The following is a 17,069-nucleotide window of genomic DNA, read 5'->3' as shown; positions in this document are numbered from 1 at the left end:
ACAGCTATCGACCCAAGTCTTATATAAGATATAAGACATTTGCTACCGGCCCCCACTTGCTTCTACAATTCCGGCCGACAACCCTTCTTCCAACCCGACTTTGAGCAGGCCTCACATGCTGGATACTTACCGCCAACACGTCGCCGAACGCGCGGCTCTGGGGATCCCCCCGCTGCCCCTTACGGCCAAACAAACCGCTGAACTGATCGAACTGCTGAAGAACCCGCCCGCTGGCGAGGAGCAGAATCTGGTCGAGCTGCTGACGTACCGCGTGCCGGCCGGCGTGGACGATGCCGCCAAGGTCAAGGCTTCGTACCTGGCCGCCGTGGCGCTGGGCAAGGAAGCTTGTGCGCTGATCAGCCGAGCCAAGGCGACGGAACTGCTGGGCACGATGCTCGGCGGCTACAACATTGGCCCGCTGGTCGACCTGCTGGACGATGCGGAAATCGGCACCATCGCCGCCGATGCGCTCAAGAAGACCCTGTTGATGTTCGACGCCTTCCACGACGTGAAGGAAAAGGCCGACAAGGGCAACGCCAACGCCAAGTCCGTGCTGCAAAGCTGGGCCGACGCCGAATGGTTCACCAGCCGTCCGGAACTGCCGGAAAGCCTGACCATCACGGTCTTCAAGGTTCCTGGCGAAACCAACACCGACGATCTGTCGCCCGCCCCCGACGCCACCACGCGTCCCGACATCCCGATGCACGCGCTGGCGATGCTCAAGAACAAGCGCGATGGCGCTGCGTTCGAACCGGAAGAAGACGGCAAGCGCGGCCCGGTCAAGTTCATCGAATCCCTGAAGGAAAAGGGCCACTTGGTCGCCTACGTGGGCGACGTGGTCGGCACGGGTTCGTCGCGCAAGTCGGCCACCAACTCGGTGCTGTGGTTCACGGGCGAAGACATCCCCTTCGTGCCGAACAAGCGCTTTGGCGGCGTGTGCCTGGGCAACAAGATCGCCCCGATCTTCTACAACACGATGGAAGACGCCGGCGCGCTGCCGATCGAACTCGACGTTTCCAAGATGGAAATGGGCGACGTGGTCGAACTGCGCCCCTACGACGGCAAGGCCATCAAGAACGGCGAAGTCATCGCCGAATTCGAGGTCAAGTCCGACGTGCTGTTTGACGAAGTGCGCGCCGGTGGCCGCATTCCGCTGATCATCGGCCGCGGCCTGACCGCCAAGGCCCGCGAAGCGCTGGGTCTGGCGCCCTCCACGCTGTTCCGCCTGCCCAAGGATCCGGTCGATTCCGGCCGCGGCTACACGCTGGCCCAGAAGATGGTCGGCCGCGCCTGCGGCCTGCCGGAAGGCAAGGGTATCCGCCCGGGCACCTACTGCGAACCGAAGATGACCTCGGTCGGCAGCCAGGACACCACTGGCCCGATGACCCGCGACGAACTGAAGGACCTGGCCTGCCTGGGCTTCTCGTCTGACCTGGTGATGCAGTCGTTCTGCCACACCGCCGCCTACCCCAAGCCCGTCGACGTCAAGACGCACCACACGCTGCCTGAGTTCATCAGCACGCGTGGCGGCGTGTCGCTGCGTCCCGGCGACGGCGTGATCCACTCGTGGCTGAACCGCATGCTGCTGCCCGACACCGTCGGCACCGGCGGCGACTCGCACACCCGCTTCCCCATTGGCATCTCGTTCCCCGCCGGCTCGGGCCTGGTGGCTTTCGCCGCCGCCACGGGCGTCATGCCGCTGGACATGCCGGAATCGGTGCTGGTCCGCTTCAAGGGCAAGCTGCAACCTGGCGTCACCCTGCGCGACCTGGTCAACGCCATTCCGCTGTACGCCATCAAGCAAGGCCTGCTGACGGTTGCCAAGCAAGGCAAGAAGAACATCTTCTCCGGCCGCATCCTGGAAATCGAAGGCCTGCCCGACCTGAAGGTCGAACAAGCCTTTGAACTGTCGGACGCCTCCGCCGAACGTTCGGCCGCCGGCTGCTCGGTGTTCCTGAACAAGGAACCGATCATCGAGTACATCAACAGCAACATCGTGATGCTCAAGTGGATGATCGCCAACGGCTACGAAGACGAGCGCACGCTGGGCCGCCGCATCAAGGCGATGGAAGCCTGGCTGGCCGACCCCAAGCTGCTGGAGCCGGACGCCGACGCCGAGTACGCCGCGGTCATCGAGATCGACCTGGCCGACGTGCATGAGCCCATCGTCGCCTGCCCGAACGACCCCGACGACGTCAAGACGCTGTCGGAAGTTGCTGGCGCCAAGATCGACGAAGTGTTCATCGGCAGCTGCATGACCAACATCGGCCACTTCCGCGCAGCCTCCAAGCTGCTCGAAGGCAAGCGCGATATCCCGGTCAAGCTGTGGGTCGCTCCCCCGACCAAGATGGACGCCACGCAACTGACCGAGGAAGGCCACTACGGCGTGTTCGGCACTGCCGGCGCTCGTACCGAAATGCCGGGCTGCTCGCTGTGCATGGGCAACCAGGCGCAGGTCCGCGAAGGCGCGACGGTCATGTCGACCAGCACCCGCAACTTCCCGAACCGCCTGGGCAAGAACACGAACGTGTACCTGGGTTCGGCGGAACTGGCCGCCATCTGCTCGAAGCTTGGCCGCATCCCGACCAAGGACGAGTACATGGCCGACATGGGCGTCATCAACAAGAGCGGCGACCAGATCTACCAGTACCTGAACTTCGACAAGATCCCCGACTACAAGGACGTGGCGGACGTGATCGAGGTCTGATCCCGATCCCCCTGCCAGGCCCTGCGGCCTGAACAACGGCCCCGTGCACTCGCCCGGGGCCGTTTTTTTTGCCTCTATCCGGGCAATTCGGATCGGCGCGGAGGCTGTATAACGAAACGTTTCAATACAATCCAGGCATGCCGGTGAAACGTCGGCCGCCAACGCCGGGGAAGCCCCGGCGCATTTTTCCTGGAGGAAGCCTGCCAATGATCCGGCTATTGCCGCCGACGCTGTTGCTGACGCTAGCCGGCTGCGCCACCGCGCCGCCCTCGAATCCCGACAACATCTGCGCCATCTTCCGCGAAAAACCGGAATGGCACGACGCGGCGCTGGACGTGCAGAAGAAATGGGGCGCGCCGGTGCCGGTGCCGATTGCGATGATGTACCAGGAGTCGTCCTTCAAGCACGACGCGCTGCCGCCGCGCTATTACTTCCTGGGCTTCATCCCGTGGGGCCGCGTCAGTTCCGCTTACGGTTATGCGCAGGCCAAGGACGAAACCTGGGCCGATTACAAGCGCGAAGCGGGCGGCTGGACATCCAGCCGCGACAACTTCGCCGACGCGCTGGACTTCATGGGCTGGTACATGAGCAAGACGCAGCGCATCAACGGCATCTCGAAATGGGATGCGTACGGGCAGTATCTGAACTACCACGAGGGCTGGACCGGTTACCGCAACCGTAGTTACGACCGCAAGGCGTGGTTGAAGACCGTATCGCAAAAAGTGCAGGCGCGCGCGGAAAAGTTCACGGCGCAGTACAAGAGCTGCGAATCGAGCCTCTCGCGGGGCGGTTGGTTCTGGTGAGACGCCGATTGGGGTGTCTGACACCCCGCTCGGATGACCCTCGGTGTCTGACACCCGCTGAGACGCCGTTGCAAGCTGACGACTGTCTCCCCAGGGTGTCAGACACCTTTGCGCACGCGACAAAAAATACTGGTGTCTGACACCCGCTGAGACGCCCTCGCAACCTGACGACTGTCTCCCCAGGGTGTCAGACACCTTTGCGCACGCGACAGACAATACTGGTGTCTGACACCCACTGAGACGCCCTCGCAAGCTGACGACTGTCTCCCCAGGGTGTCAGACACCTTTGCGCACGGTTGCTGCGACAAAAAATACTGGTGTCTGACACCCGCTGAGACGCCCTCGCAAGCTGACGACTGTCTCCCCAGGGTGTCAGACACCTTCGCGCACGGTTGCTGCGACAAAAAATGCCGGTGTCTGACACCCGCTGAGACGCCGTTGCAAGCTGACGACTGTCTCCCCAGGGTGTCAGACACCTTCGCGCACGGTTGCTGCGACAGGCAAAAAAAACCCCGGCGCAAGGCCGGGATTTTTCCTGCGCGGGCATCAGCCCGCCGCGATCAGAAGTCCATGCTGGCCGACAGCGAGAACGTGCGCGGACCGCCCAGGACGAGGTAGCCGTTGCCCGGATAGCCGCCCACCGACGACCAGTAGTTGCGGTTGGCGATGTTGTCGACGCGGGCGCGCAGGGTCACGACGTGGCCGTCCACATCCATCATGTAGCGCAGGCCTGCGTCAAAGCGGGTCCAGCCGGGAACCTTGAGCGTGTTGGCATCATCGGCATACGACGAGCCGGTGTAGACCACGCGGCCATCGATGGCGAGGCCTTCCACGCCCGGGATGTCCCATTCCACGCCCATGTTGGCCTGGAAGCGCGGCACGCCGATCACACGGTTGCCGTTCAGCGACGACGTGCCCGTCGAGACCTGCTTGGCATCCAGCCAGGTCAGGCCGCCCAGGAGACGCACGCTGCGCACGGGCTCGCCGAAGACGGTCAGCTCGACGCCTTGGTGGCGGTCCTTGCCCGAACTGGTAAAGGTGTTATCCGCGGTGTAGGTAGCACGTGGCTTGTCCGTGGTGAACAACGCCAATCCGCCGCCCAGGCTTTCGCCCTCGTACTTGATGCCGACTTCCTTTTGCTTGGACACGTACGGCTGGAGGCTTTCCCCCCCGTTGGTCACCGCCCGCCCATTCGCGGTTAGCGGCGCGGTGTCTCCGGCCACAAGCGCTTCAATATAGTTGGCATAGAGCGAGACGCTCGGCGCAACCTTGAACACCAGACCGAAGGCAGGCGAGTTGTGGCTGGCGTCGTAGGCGCCGTTTTCATTGCCGGTGTTGTACGCGTAATCACGCTGCGATAGGCGCTGATGGCGAATGCCGGCCGTGAACAGCACCTTGTCGTCAAAGAAAGACATGGTGTCGCCGATTGCATAGCTGCTCAAGCGGGTGCGGCCTTGCAGCGCAGGGTTATCCAGATCGTTGCCGCGCAATGCGCCCGCGCTGAAATCAGGCTTGGCGTACGAAATCGGATCGTAGATATTCGTGGGGAACGTGTTCAGATAATCCATCACGTACGCGTTCTTCTTCTTCAAATCGAAGAATGACGCAGACGCGACAAACTCGTGCCCCACTGGACCGGTGCGAGCCTTGGCGCGCAGGCCCAGCTCACCGGTATTCACGCTGTCTTCACGCGTGTTGTCGAATCGATAGAAGTTGCCGTCGCCGGTGGCACCGTTCGTCACCGTCACGTTGCCCAGAGAATTCGCTTCTTCGCTGCGGCGCATGCCAAACGCGGCATACGCAGTCAGTTTGTCGCTGAAGTCATGTTCGGCGCGCACCGTACCGAAAACGTCGCGCTCATTGGAATACGTCCAGGGCTGCGCATAATTGGAGCTCGCGTCGGGCGCGTCTGGCACCGTCGTCACCCCTCGAAGCGTCACGTTGGGACGCGCGCGTTTGAGCCTATTGTTCTGCCAACCGATATCAGCCGACAACCGCGTGTCGGCAGAGCGCCAATCCAATCCAAGCGACAGCACGCTCGTTCTCATGCGTTCATCGTCGACGCCAGTGCCGCCGGTACGCTGGGCAGCATTGATCCGGATGCCGGTGCTATCGTCCGGGCCAAACCGTCGCGCAATGTCAGTCGACAGCAGGAACTGCTCGCCGCTGGATACACCCGTCGTGACGCGAGTCAAAGGTTCATTGGGAGCACGCTTGGGCACCAGATTGATCATGCCCCCGATACCACCACCTCCGGGCGAGGCTCCCGTCAGAAAGGCGGATGCGCCGCGCAGCACCTCCACTCGCTCAAACAGTTCTGTCGCGATGTACTGGCGAGGCAGCAGGTTGTAAAGACCGTTGTAGGCCACATCATCCGAGCTGGTGATGAATCCGCGGATGAAGTACGACTCCTGGAAATTGCCGAAGCCGCGCGCGACGCGCACGCTTGCATCGTTCTGCAGCACGTCCGCCACGCTCTTGGCCTGGCGGTCCTGGATCAGCTCGTTGGTGTAGCTGGTGACGCTGAACGGCGTATTCATGAAGTCCTCGGTCCCGAGGATACCCACACGGCCGCCGCGGGCCACTTGGCCGCCCGCGAACGGCGCCGACAGGCCGCCGGCGGACGCGTCCGCGCTGGCCTCGACCCGGATGGCGTCCATCGAGGTCACGGGGCCACTGGTTGTGGCGGGTTGGGTCTGGGGGGCAGTCTGGGGCGCGGTCTGGGCGTGGACGGCGCCAAAGCACGGCAGCGCGGCGGCCATGCAAGCGAGAGTTCTGATTTTCATATCGGGACGCTGGTGGTGCGGAAAGAGATTCCGCGGTGCGGAGGGAGATCCGCTTGAGGTGCAACGCGCTAGATGTTACCAAAAGAGAATCGTTCTCATTGCGTCCCTCAAAGAGAATTAGCGTCCAGCGTTGCGGCTGAGCAACAAATTCCGCCCCAATTCAGCAGGTCGTCAACGCATCCGCCGTCGCTGGGGTCTCCACGGCGTCATATGCCGTCAGCGCCTCGGCAAGGGCCGCATCGGCAGCCGGGGTGACGCCGATGCCCTGATCCGGCGCCGCTACGACGGCCGGGCCCGCCACCAGCACGAAATGCACGGGCACCTTGCCCGCCATCAGCAGCAGCACGCCCTCTTCGCCGTCGGGCGTGGCGCTGGCGGCCGCGGCGGAGCCGGCGGGCAGCACCGCAAAGTCCGGATCGCCCCCGGCCACCTTAGGCAGGGGCGGCCCGCCCTTGCTGCGGTGCCTGGCGCGCACGCCCAGGTCGCCTTGCACCGCGTAGAACCACGCATTCCAGCCGGGCGGCAAGGGCACGAGGGTGCTCGCGCCGGGTCGAAGCCAGCCATCCAGAATCAGCAACGGTTCAGGTGTGCACAGGGGCGATTCGAGGCCGGCATAGCTGCCCGCCACCACACGCAGCCGACCCGACGGCGTCTGGATGGCCGGCATTTCCGCGGCGCGCAGCAAAGACGTCGACGGCGGCAGGGACTTCAGATGCGCCGGATGGTCGATGAAGATCTGTAAGCCATGCAGCGTGGCCTCGCCTGCCGGCCGCTGCGCGTGCACGATGCCGCGCCCGGATTGTGTCCACATCAGGTCGCCCGCGCGAATCTCGCGGCTGTTCTCGATGCCGTCCAGGCTCTGCATGACACCCGTGCTGTCCTCCAGCAGCAATGTCGCGGCGCTGACGCCGGCGTGCGTGTGGGGCTCGAACGTGGGGCCCGTCATGACGAAGTGGTCCACCAGCACCACGGGCGACATGCAGCCCGAAAAATCGGTTTGGCGAAACTGACGGATGGTGCAGGCGTCGCCCAGGTAGCGGCTGGATCCGGCGATGACGGCGCTGAGGTGAAGAGTCAAAAAGTGCTGCCTTGCTGTTACGGAACATGTATTGCGGCGACAGCTTATGAGTTCGACTCGACGGACAGTAGGGGCCAATTTCAGGAATAATTGTCCTGGCTGTCAGGACAATGCCAGCAAAATTTCTGATTTCTCCTATTAAAACGCTGTATGCCTAGCTACGTTCATCGCCTTGAAGACCTCCTGCTTTTCAGCGAAGTTGTTGAAAAAGGGGGCTTCTCGGCCGCCGCACGTGTGTTGAATATGCAACGTTCCAAGGTGAGCCGGCGGGTTGCCGAGCTGGAAGCGCGCCTGGGCGTGCGGCTGCTTCAGCGCAATACGCGCCGCGTGTCGCTGACGCCGATGGGCGAGCAGATCCATGCCCACGCGCAGGCGCTGGCCCGCGAGGCCCGCAGCGTCTTCGACCTGGCCGCATCGATCGGCGACGTCCCCGCCGGGATGCTGCGCATCACCGCGCCCGCGTCCCTCGCAAGCCGGATCCTGGGCGGCCTGGTCGCCCGATTCTGCGTCGACCATCCCCGCGTGCGGGTGCTGCTCGATACCCGCGACCAGATCATCGACCTGGTCGGCGAGGGCTACGACCTGGCGTTCCGCGCCCAGGCGTCGTCGCTGACGGATGCAAAACTCAATGCGCTGGAAATTGCCCCGGTGCCGTTGGCGCTGGTTTGCAGTCCCGCGATGGCCCGATCCGCGCCGCGCCATCCGCGCGATCTGGCCGCCCTGCCCCTGCTTGCTCATGGCACGCAGGACGGGCCGCACACCTGGCGGCTGACCGGGCCCGGCGGCGAGATGGCGTCGGTGGAATTCCAGCCGCGCAGCCTGAGCAGCAATATGGACACGCTGCGCGCGATGGCCGGTGCGGGTCTGGGCGTGGCGCTGGTGCCCCGTTATCTGTGCGTCGCGGAGCTCGACCAGGGCGATCTGGTCCGCATCCTGCCCGACTGGACCGCGGCGCCCGCCCGGATTTATGCCGTCATGCCGGCGCGCAGCGGCGAGCCCCTGGCGTTGAAGCGCTTTCTTGAATATGCGGCCGCCGAGATGCCCGCGCGTCTGACGTAAAGCCCACCCTCGCCGCCGTGGGGTCTTGCAGGCTTGGCGCGCGTCCGCCACAGTAAGGGTTTCGCCGAATTCGAACCGGTCTGGCGTGTCAGGGGCCGGAACTTTGACGCATCGCTCAAGTCTTATATAAGATATAAGACATAAACCAAGATATAGACCCTCGGCAAACTTGTCCAAGAGACAATGACAAACCTGCCGAAACGCCTGAAAATGCCGCCTTCAGCCTGGGCAAAACCACGGAGTCCATCATGCCGCACAACACCCTAGACACACTCAAGAATTTCAAGATCGGCAACAAGTCCTGTCAGTTCTACTCGCTGCCGGCGCTGGGCAAATCGCTCGGCATCGATGTGCAGCGGCTGCCGGTCTCCATCCGCATCGTGCTGGAATCCGTGCTGCGTAACTGCGACGGCAAGAAAGTCACTGAAGAACACGTCCGGCAGCTGGCCAACTGGCAGGCCAACGCCAAGCGCGAAGATGAGATTCCCTTTGTGGTCGCCCGGGTTGTGCTGCAGGACTTCACCGGCGTGCCGCTGCTGGCCGACATCGCGGCCATGCGCTCGGTTGCCGACAAGATGGGCAAGAGCCCCAAGAGCATCGAACCCCTGGTGCCGGTGGACCTGGTGGTGGACCACTCGGTCATGATCGATTACTTCGGCACAAAGAACGCGCTGGACCTGAACATGAAGCTGGAATTCAAGCGCAACCAAGAGCGCTACCAGTTCATGAAGTGGGGCATGCAGGCGTTCGACACCTTCGGCGTCGTGCCCCCGGGCTTTGGCATCGTCCACCAGGTCAACCTGGAATACCTGGCGCGCGGCGTGCACCAGGACAAGAAGAACAACGTCTACTACCCCGACTCGCTGGTGGGCACCGACAGCCACACCACCATGATCAACGGCATCGGCGTGGTCGGCTGGGGCGTGGGCGGCATCGAAGCAGAAGCCGGCATGCTGGGCCAGCCCGTGTACTTCCTGACGCCGGACGTGGTGGGCGTCGAGCTCAAGGGCCAGTTGCGCGGCGGCGTCACCGCCACCGACCTGGTGCTGACCATCACCGAAATGCTGCGCCGTGAAAAAGTGGTGGGCAAGTTCGTCGAATTCTGCGGCGAAGGCACCGCCAGCCTGACCGTGGCCGAACGCGCCACCATCGGCAACATGGCGCCCGAGTACGGCGCCACCATGGGTTTCTTCCCGGTCGACGAACGCACCATCGACTACTTCCGCGGCACCGGCCGCACCGAAGACGAAATCGCCGCCTTCGAGGCCTATTTCAAGGCGCAGAAGATGTTCGGCGTCCCGGCTTCCCAGGACATCAACTTCACCAAGCTGCTGACGCTGGACCTGTCCACCGTCGCGCCATCGCTGGCCGGCCCGAAGCGTCCGCAGGACCGCATCGAGATCGGCAACGTCAAGAACACGTTCATCGACCTGTTCTCCAAGCCCGTCGCCGAAAACGGCTTCAACCAGCCCGCCGAAAAGCTGGATCAGACCTTCACCACCAGCACCGGCACCAAGATCAAGAACGGCGACATCCTGATCGCCGCCATCACGTCCTGCACCAACACGTCCAACCCCAGCGTGCTACTGGCGGCGGGCCTCTTGGCCAAGAAGGCCGTAGAAGCCGGCCTGACGGTGCCCAAGCACATCAAGACCTCGCTGGCCCCCGGATCGCGCGTGGTCACTGAATACCTGACCAAGACGGGCCTGTTGCCGTACCTGGAGAAGCTGGGCTTTGACGTGGCCGCCTACGGCTGCACGACCTGCATCGGCAACGCCGGCGACCTGACGCCGGACCTGAACGAAGCCATCACCAGCAACGACCTGGTGTGTTCGGCCGTGCTCTCGGGCAACCGCAACTTCGAGGCGCGCATCCACCCGAACATCAAAGCCAACTTCCTGGCCTCGCCTCCGCTGGTCGTGGCCTATGCGCTGGCCGGCACCGTGACGCGCGATCTGATGACCGAGCCCGTGGGCCGCGGCAAGAACGGCGACGTGTGGCTGGGCAACATCTGGCCGACCACCGAGGAAATCGACGCGTTGCTCAAGTACGCGCTGGACCCGGATGCCTTCGAAGCCAACTACGGCCAAGTCAAGACCAACCCCGGCAAGCTGTGGGAAAACATCAAGGGCGTCACGGGCGACACCTACAACTGGCCCGACTCCACGTACATTGCCGAACCGCCCTTCTTCGAAGGCTTCGGCATGACGCCGGGCGCAATGCCCACGGTCAAAGGCGCGCGCGCGCTGGGCGTGTTCGGCGACTCGGTCACGACCGACCACATCTCGCCGGCCGGCTCCATCAAGGAAAGCTCGCCCGCGGGCAAGTGGCTGAAGGAAAACGGCGTCATGAAAGCCGACTTCAACAGCTACGGCTCGCGCCGCGGCAACCATGAAATCATGATGCGCGGCACGTTCGCCAACGTGCGCATCAAGAACCTCATGATTCCCGCGCTGCCGGACGGCAGCCGCTTCGAAGGCGGCGAAACCCTGTTCCAGCCCACCGGCGAACAGATGTCGATCTACGATGCCGCCATGAAGTACGTCGCGGCCGGCACGCCCACCGTGGTGTTCGGCGGCGAAGAATACGGCACCGGCTCGTCGCGCGACTGGGCCGCCAAGGGTACCCAACTGCTCGGCGTCAAGGCGGTCATCACCCGCAGCTTCGAGCGCATCCACCGCAGCAACCTGGTGGGCATGGGCGTGCTGCCCCTGCAGTTCAAGGGCGACGACAGCGTGCAGTCGCTGGGCATCACCGGCGAAGAAACGTACGACATCTCCGGCCTGGAAAACGGCATCAAGCCGATGCAGGACGTGACGCTGACGATCACGCGCAAGGACGGTTCGAAGCAGGAAGTGACCGTGCTGCTGCGTATCGACACGCCGATCGAGGTCGATTACTACCAGCACGGCGGGATCCTGCCGTTCGTATTGCGCCAGCTTTTGGCGGCCTGATCGGCAACGCTTGAAGCGTAATAGGAACGCCCCGGGACCTTTCGGTTCCGGGGCGTTTTTTCATTTGCGGCGGGGGTGTCAAATTAGCAGGTGTCTGACACCTTTCAAAATTAGCAGGTGTCTGACACCCTCCAAAGATGATCTTCGGCTTGCTGCAGTGTCTCGGCGGGTGTCGGACATTCAAAATTAGCAGGTGTCTGACACCCTCCAGAGATTATCTTCGGCTTGCCGCAGTGTCTCAGCGGGTGTCAGACACCTGGTAATTCAAATGGCTTCAATCGAACTGATATGCGTCCATCGCCAGCGCCGCGTAAGACACCTCGTCGTTCAACCGCCGCGCGCTCGTCCCGCCCGCCCCCAACGCGACGTACAGCGGCATCAAATGGTCATCGTGCGGATGCGCCTGCATCGCGCCGGGCGCCTGCGCCTGCCAGTCCAGCAACGCGGGTACGTCATGCTGCGCCAGTTTGTCCGCGTACCACGCCTGGAAGCCCGGCACGTAGTCGGCGGCCGGCGCGTTCTGCGGCATGCGGACGTGGCGCAGGTTGTGCGTCAGCGACCCCGAGCCGATGATCAGGATGTCTTCGTCGCGCAGGCGCGCCAGCGCGCGGCCCAGTTCCATTTGCCCGGCCGCGTCGCGCCCCATGTCCAGTGACAGTTGCACGACCGGCACATCCACGTCCGGGTACAGGTAGCGCAGCGGGACCCAGGCCCCGTGGTCCAGCGGACGGCGAGGATCGCGGTCGGCGGCGATGCCCGATTCCGCCAGCAGCGCCTGCACGCGCGCGGCCAGTTCCGGCGATCCGGGCGCGGCGTACTGCAGGGTGTAGAGCTCCGGCGGAAAACCGCCGAAGTCGTGCCAGGCGACCTGCTGGTCGCGCGTCGAGAGCGCCAGTCCCTCGCCCATCCAATGCGGCGACACCACCAGGATGCCGCGCGGCTTTCGGCCCTGCGCGGCGCTCCAGTCCGCCAGCGCGGGGCCGGTGCGGCCCGGCTCGACGGCCAGCATGGGGGAACCGTGGGAAACAAAAAGCGTAGGCCAACGCATGGCTGTGCCTCCAGAAACAATAACGATGCCGCCATTGTCAGCCGATTCAAACCAGCAATAAACCCCCGGCATTGGGATAATCTGTTGCCCAATAAGCATCAATTCTGGTCTGGCGAGCTTTTCGCGCCTGCCGTGGACACGCACGATGCCGCCCGGGTGCGGGACCCGGCAGGCCGGCGCAATGCGCCGTCACCCCGCCAAGGGTGCCGGGCGTTAAACTACGTCGTTACACACTGAATGGACGCTCCCCGAAGTTATGGCCCGATCCCGCAGCCAATCCGCTCCCCGCATGACCCGTGACGCTACCCGGCTGGTCGCGCTTGCCCAGGCGCTGAACCGCTCGGGCAGCCGCGTCGAAGACGTCTTTTGGGAGACCCAGCTTGGCGAAGCGATCCCGAAGCTGCTCAAGGCTGGCCAGGACGCCCCGCTCGAAGCGGCGCTGGACCACCTTGCCCAAAGCGACGTGGGCGCCTACGAGGTTCTGATCGAACAGGCTGAAACCCTGTCCGAATCGATGAAGATCGAGAAAAACGGCGTCCGCTACGACATCCTGCTGATCGTCGCGCCCATCGTCGCCTGGACTCGCTATGCGATCCCCACCGGCCCCATTTCCGCCAGCGCGCAGCAAGCCCTGCTGGCGCAGCTTCACGGGCATGTCCTGTCCAGCAACGCGCGCACCACGCTGATGCCCCTCATGGTCAGCGTGGACCAGATGCCGCGCACATTCTCCGAGACCTGGCAGTGGCTGCAACGCCTGGGATCGCAGGCGCTGGGCGCTGAAACCACCAAACCGGCGCTGAACACAGACACCGAAACCGCGAACATGCTGGCCGACACGCGGTACATCGTTGGCGCGGTCGCCGTGCCCGAGGGTGAGCCGATCTTCCGCTGGCAGGAAAACCTGGGCGATGCCGACGCCAGCCGCGACGCCTGCCTGGCGCAGTGGATCGCGCAAGCGCAGCCCACGCTGGCCACCCTGCTGCCGGGGTGCGGTTTCGAGGCCCTGCTGCCCGACGCCTACTACGTCAGCAACCGCGAAGCCGACCGCCAGGTGCGCCCGCTGTCGCTGCGCGCGGCGGTCAGTTGGCTGGAAGGCGCCGTCAACCTTGAGGCTTCGCAACTGCGGGCCGTGGTGGCGGGCTGCGGCGAAGGCCGCATCGACGAATACCGCATCGGCTTCACCGCGCGTAGCAGCAACGACGTGTACTACGGCTGCGTCTGGCCGCTCTACGGCCGCGAGGAAGACCTGGTCATGGACGAGGGCCAGCCCGACGTGGTCGACGAGATCGCCGCGCTGCTGAAGGAATTCGGGGTCACCGACGTGCGCCGCATTCCCGGCGTGCTGCCGCCCGAATACTGCGAGGACTGCGGCGCGCCGTACTTCCCCAACCCCTTGGGCGAACTGGTGCATGCCGAACTGCCCGAGGACGCCGAGGCCGCCCCCGCGCAGTTCCACTAGGCCTGCCATGCAAGCGGACATCTTCTGCCGGGTCGTCGACAACTACGGCGACATCGGCGTCTGCTGGCGCCTGGCGCGCCAGCTCGCGCGCGATTTCCACTGGGATGTCCGCCTGTGGGTTGATGACCTGGCCAGCTTCGCGCACATCCAGCCCGGCATCGCGACGGACACGGCGCGCCAGCGGCTGGCGAGCGTGGACGTGGTGCACTGGTCCGACGCGCCAGACGCCGCGCTGCAGGCTCGCGACGTCGTGATCGAAGCGTTCGCGTGCGATCCGCCTGAAGTCTTCGTCGCATCGATGCGACGCAGCCACCCCGTCTGGATCAACCTGGAATACCTGAGCGCCGAAGCGTGGGTCGAAAGCTGCCACGGGCTGCCGTCGCAGCGGCCCGACGGCCTGGTGAAGCACTTTTTCTTCCCGGGCTTCACGCCAGCCACGGGTGGCCTGCTGCGCGAACCGGCCCTGACCGCGGAGCGCGAGGCGCTGCAGGGCTCGGCAGACATGCAGGACGCCTTCCTGCGCTCGGCCGGCGTGCCGGACGATGCGCTGGCGCTGCGGCGCGCCGGCGCCCGTACCGTGTCCCTGTTTTGCTATCCGTCGGCCCCGGTGGCGGAACTGGCGCAGGCACTGGCGGCCGATGTGCGCCCTACCCTGCTTCTGGTGCCGCAGGGCGTGGCGCCCGGGCTGGAAGCGGCCTACCAGGGCGCCAACGCGCCCCGTATCGTCCGGCTGCCCTTTCTGGCTCAGCCCGACTACGACCGACTGCTGTGGTGCGCGGACCTCAATTTCGTGCGCGGCGAAGATTCCTTCGTGCGCGCCGCCTGGGCCGCCCGCCCGCTGGTCTGGCAGATCTACCCGCAAGACGAAAACATCCACCTCGAAAAGCTGGAGGCCTGGCTGGCGCGCTATCCGGCCCCGGAAACGGCTCACGCGATGATCCGCGCGTGGAATGGGCCGGAGCCTGGCCGCACGGCCCCGGCCGTCGCCGCTGCGCTGGCGCCCGACGCCTGGCTGGCGTGGTCCAATGCCGCGCGCGAATGGAATGCCAGCCAGTCCGCCCTGCCGGGTTTGGCCGAAAATCTGGCGGCGTTTTGCGCAGAGTTGGCCAAGAAACGCTAGAATAGAGAGTTTTCTGAGTCGCCCTGAATCTGTCGGGCCTCAACTATGACGCCTCCCGGGGTGTGCAAAGCCTCACGCGGCTTATGCAAGCACGGCGAGTGCACCCATCACCCCCGGAGTTTTATCGATGAAAACCGCTCAGGAATTGCGAGTCGGCAACGTGGTCATGGTCGGCAAGGATCCCCTCGTGGTCCAGAAGGCCGAATACAACAAGTCGGGCCGTAACGCCGCCGTCGTCAAGCTGAAGTTCAAGAACCTGCTGACCGCCTCGGCCAGCGAATCGGTCTACAAGGCAGACGAAAAGTTCGAAGTTGTTCAGCTGGATCGCAAGGAATGCACCTATTCCTACTTCGGCGACCCGATGTACGTCTTCATGGACGAAGAGTACAACCAGTACGAAATCGAAGCCGAAAGCATGGGCGACGCCCTGAACTACCTGGAAGAAGCGATGCCCGTGGAAGTGGTCTTCTACGACGGCCGCGCCATCTCGGTTGAACTGCCCACCACGCTCGTGCGCGAAATCACCTACACCGAACCCGCCGTCCGTGGCGATACCTCGGGCAAGGTGACCAAGCCGGCCAAGATCAACACCGGCTACGAACTGAACGTGCCGCTGTTCTGCGCCATCGGCGACAAGATCGAAATCGACACCCGCACCAACGAATACCGCAGCCGCGTCAACAACTGATCCGGCCCAGCGCAAAAAAAGCCAGACCTTTCGGTCTGGCTTTTTTTTGGCGCTGAGCAGGTCAGCGCCCTATTGCAGCCGTTCGTCGTCCAGAAAATCCGGCACGGCCATCACGTCTATGCCGTCTTCGGCCAGGGCTTCGCGTTCTTCTACCGTGGCGGTGCCGCGGATGGGGCGGTCGTCGGCGTCGCCCTCGTGGATGCGGCGCGCTTCTTCGGCGAAGCGGGGGCCGACGTTTTCGGTGCTGCGAACCAGCGCGCGCACCTGGCGCATGACGGCGGCCTGCAGGGCCGCCATCTTTTCAGCGTCGGACGCGCCGGCCGGCACGAGCGGCTGGGCCGCGGGCGCGTGCAGGTGGGCGACATTCAGACGGGGCGCGGAAAGGCGCTTGGTGATGGTGGCCGACCCGCAGACCGGACACGTGACGAGGCCACGCGCTTGCTGCGCGTCGTAGTCATCGTGCGACCCGAACCACCCTTCAAAGATGTGGTCGTGGTCGCACTGGAGGTCAAAAACTTTCAGAGCCATGGCGTCTATATGGGGTGCAACGCCCAGAGTACAAGAAGGCGCGCTACTTGGCCCGGGTTTGCGCCGCAGGGCTGCCGACCTGCGCCTGTTGCGCCTGCAGGGCGTCGATCTGGCGCTGCAGATCGCGCAGTTGCTGGCGAACGTCCTTTTGCTGGCCGGCCAGCGCCGTGGCTTCCTCGCGCGATTGCTGCTGACGGGCCGCGACCTGCTCTTCCTGTTGCAGACGCACGGTGCGGTCAGCCTGCAGCGCGCTCAGCTCGGCGCTGCGGCTGGCCAGCAGCTTTTCGGCGTGCGCGTTTTCGGCCTGCATCTTGATGCGCTTGATGTCCACCTCGGCCAGCTCGGCGGATTGGGTGACGAACGCGCGGTACGTGGCTTCGGCCTGCTTGTCGGACTTGGTCTTGACCACGCGCCAGAAATCCTTCTGCTGGAACAGCGCGACGTAGTAAGTCAGATCGTCCGGCTTGAACAGCAGGCTGGCGCCATAGGTGCCGTTATAGGCCGTGCGCAGTTCCGACACCTGGCGGTTCTGGATCAGGCCTTGCAGCTCTGACACCGTGGAGGCCGGACGCGCGGCCGGCTGCGGCGCCGGGGGAGTCACGGGCGTCGATGCCGCCTGCGTGTCCTCGACCTGTTTAACCGTGGGCCGGGGCGGTTCCGGCTGCGCGCTGGCGCAAGCGGCCAGAGCCGACAGGGCCGAGCCCAACAACGCCATGCGGGCGGCGCCACGGATAAATTGGACGTTCATGTTTACCCCAGAAAAATGGTTGCGGAACTATATCAATTTATTTCTGCCGACAGCGGAACTCTCGTCTGATTCGGCTTCGAAACTGTGGCCG

12 protein-coding genes are annotated in these 17,069 nt (G+C 64.3%); 7 read left to right on the top strand and 5 right to left on the bottom strand.

All coding sequences use genetic code 11. The annotated features are described in order from the left end of the window. Positions 1-115 precede the first annotated feature (115 nt). Together acnB and AC6LJW_RS06400 are read left to right on the top strand one after the other, a co-directional pair. Complete coding sequence (gene acnB / locus AC6LJW_RS06405) at positions 116-2,707, top strand: bifunctional aconitate hydratase 2/2-methylisocitrate dehydratase (RefSeq protein ID WP_498086795.1); 2,592 nt, start codon at positions 116-118, stop codon at positions 2,705-2,707. 206 nt (positions 2,708-2,913) lie between these two features. Continuing rightward, positions 2,914-3,510, top strand: coding sequence for a transglycosylase SLT domain-containing protein (locus AC6LJW_RS06400; RefSeq protein ID WP_056563184.1), 597 nt, complete (start codon positions 2,914-2,916; stop codon positions 3,508-3,510). Between the two features lie 560 nt (positions 3,511-4,070). On the opposite strand, the gene AC6LJW_RS06395 is transcribed toward AC6LJW_RS06400, so the two are convergent. Both AC6LJW_RS06395 and AC6LJW_RS06390 read right to left on the bottom strand, forming a co-directional pair. Beyond that, complete coding sequence (locus AC6LJW_RS06395; protein ID WP_498086794.1) at positions 4,071-6,296, bottom strand: TonB-dependent receptor; 2,226 nt, start codon at positions 6,294-6,296, stop codon at positions 4,071-4,073. Positions 6,297-6,456: 160 nt separating this feature from the next. After that, positions 6,457-7,374, bottom strand: a complete 918-nt coding sequence (locus tag AC6LJW_RS06390) for a pirin family protein (RefSeq protein WP_427986218.1) — start codon at positions 7,372-7,374, stop codon at positions 6,457-6,459. Between the two features lie 150 nt (positions 7,375-7,524). On the opposite strand from AC6LJW_RS06390, the gene AC6LJW_RS06385 reads away from it, so the two are divergent. Both AC6LJW_RS06385 and acnA read left to right on the top strand, forming a co-directional pair. Beyond that, positions 7,525-8,433, top strand: a complete 909-nt coding sequence (locus AC6LJW_RS06385; protein ID WP_056563192.1) for a LysR substrate-binding domain-containing protein — start codon at positions 7,525-7,527, stop codon at positions 8,431-8,433. Between the two features lie 248 nt (positions 8,434-8,681). Next, positions 8,682-11,387 (top strand): aconitate hydratase AcnA, encoded by a 2,706-nt coding sequence (gene acnA, locus AC6LJW_RS06380; RefSeq protein ID WP_498086793.1) that lies wholly within the window; start codon positions 8,682-8,684, stop codon positions 11,385-11,387. A gap of 274 nt (positions 11,388-11,661) precedes the next feature. Here acnA and AC6LJW_RS06375 read toward each other — a convergent pair whose 3' ends face one another. Then, positions 11,662-12,435: a DODA-type extradiol aromatic ring-opening family dioxygenase gene (locus AC6LJW_RS06375; RefSeq protein WP_498086792.1), complete on the bottom strand. Its 774-nt coding sequence runs from the start codon at positions 12,433-12,435 to the stop codon at positions 11,662-11,664. A gap of 256 nt (positions 12,436-12,691) precedes the next feature. Here AC6LJW_RS06375 and AC6LJW_RS06370 point away from each other — a divergent pair, with 256 nt between their 5' ends. The 3 genes from AC6LJW_RS06370 to efp all read left to right on the top strand — a co-directional run bounded on the left by AC6LJW_RS06370 (position 12,692) and on the right by efp (position 15,702). Continuing rightward, a complete protein-coding gene (locus AC6LJW_RS06370; RefSeq protein ID WP_056563201.1) occupies positions 12,692-13,894 on the top strand; it encodes a DUF2863 family protein in 1,203 nt (400 codons plus the stop codon). A 7-nt stretch (positions 13,895-13,901) separates the two neighbouring features. Next, positions 13,902-15,014, top strand: coding sequence for an elongation factor P maturation arginine rhamnosyltransferase EarP (gene earP, locus AC6LJW_RS06365; protein ID WP_498086791.1), 1,113 nt, complete (start codon positions 13,902-13,904; stop codon positions 15,012-15,014). A 127-nt stretch (positions 15,015-15,141) separates the two neighbouring features. Beyond that, positions 15,142-15,702 (top strand): elongation factor P, encoded by a 561-nt coding sequence (gene efp / locus AC6LJW_RS06360; RefSeq protein ID WP_006225610.1) that lies wholly within the window; start codon positions 15,142-15,144, stop codon positions 15,700-15,702. Positions 15,703-15,771: 69 nt separating this feature from the next. On the opposite strand, the gene AC6LJW_RS06355 is transcribed toward efp, so the two are convergent. Both AC6LJW_RS06355 and AC6LJW_RS06350 read right to left on the bottom strand, forming a co-directional pair. Then, positions 15,772-16,230, bottom strand: coding sequence for a DUF1178 family protein (locus AC6LJW_RS06355; RefSeq protein WP_056563207.1), 459 nt, complete (start codon positions 16,228-16,230; stop codon positions 15,772-15,774). Between the two features lie 43 nt (positions 16,231-16,273). Continuing rightward, positions 16,274-16,978, bottom strand: coding sequence for a DUF2968 domain-containing protein (locus tag AC6LJW_RS06350; protein ID WP_056563210.1), 705 nt, complete (start codon positions 16,976-16,978; stop codon positions 16,274-16,276). Positions 16,979-17,069: the final 91 nt, after the last annotated feature.

Source organism: Achromobacter sp. 1012554356 (assembly GCF_059760815.1).
The sequence above is the reverse complement of the archived record's forward strand: the minus strand, read 5'-3'. Positions and strand labels throughout refer to the sequence as shown.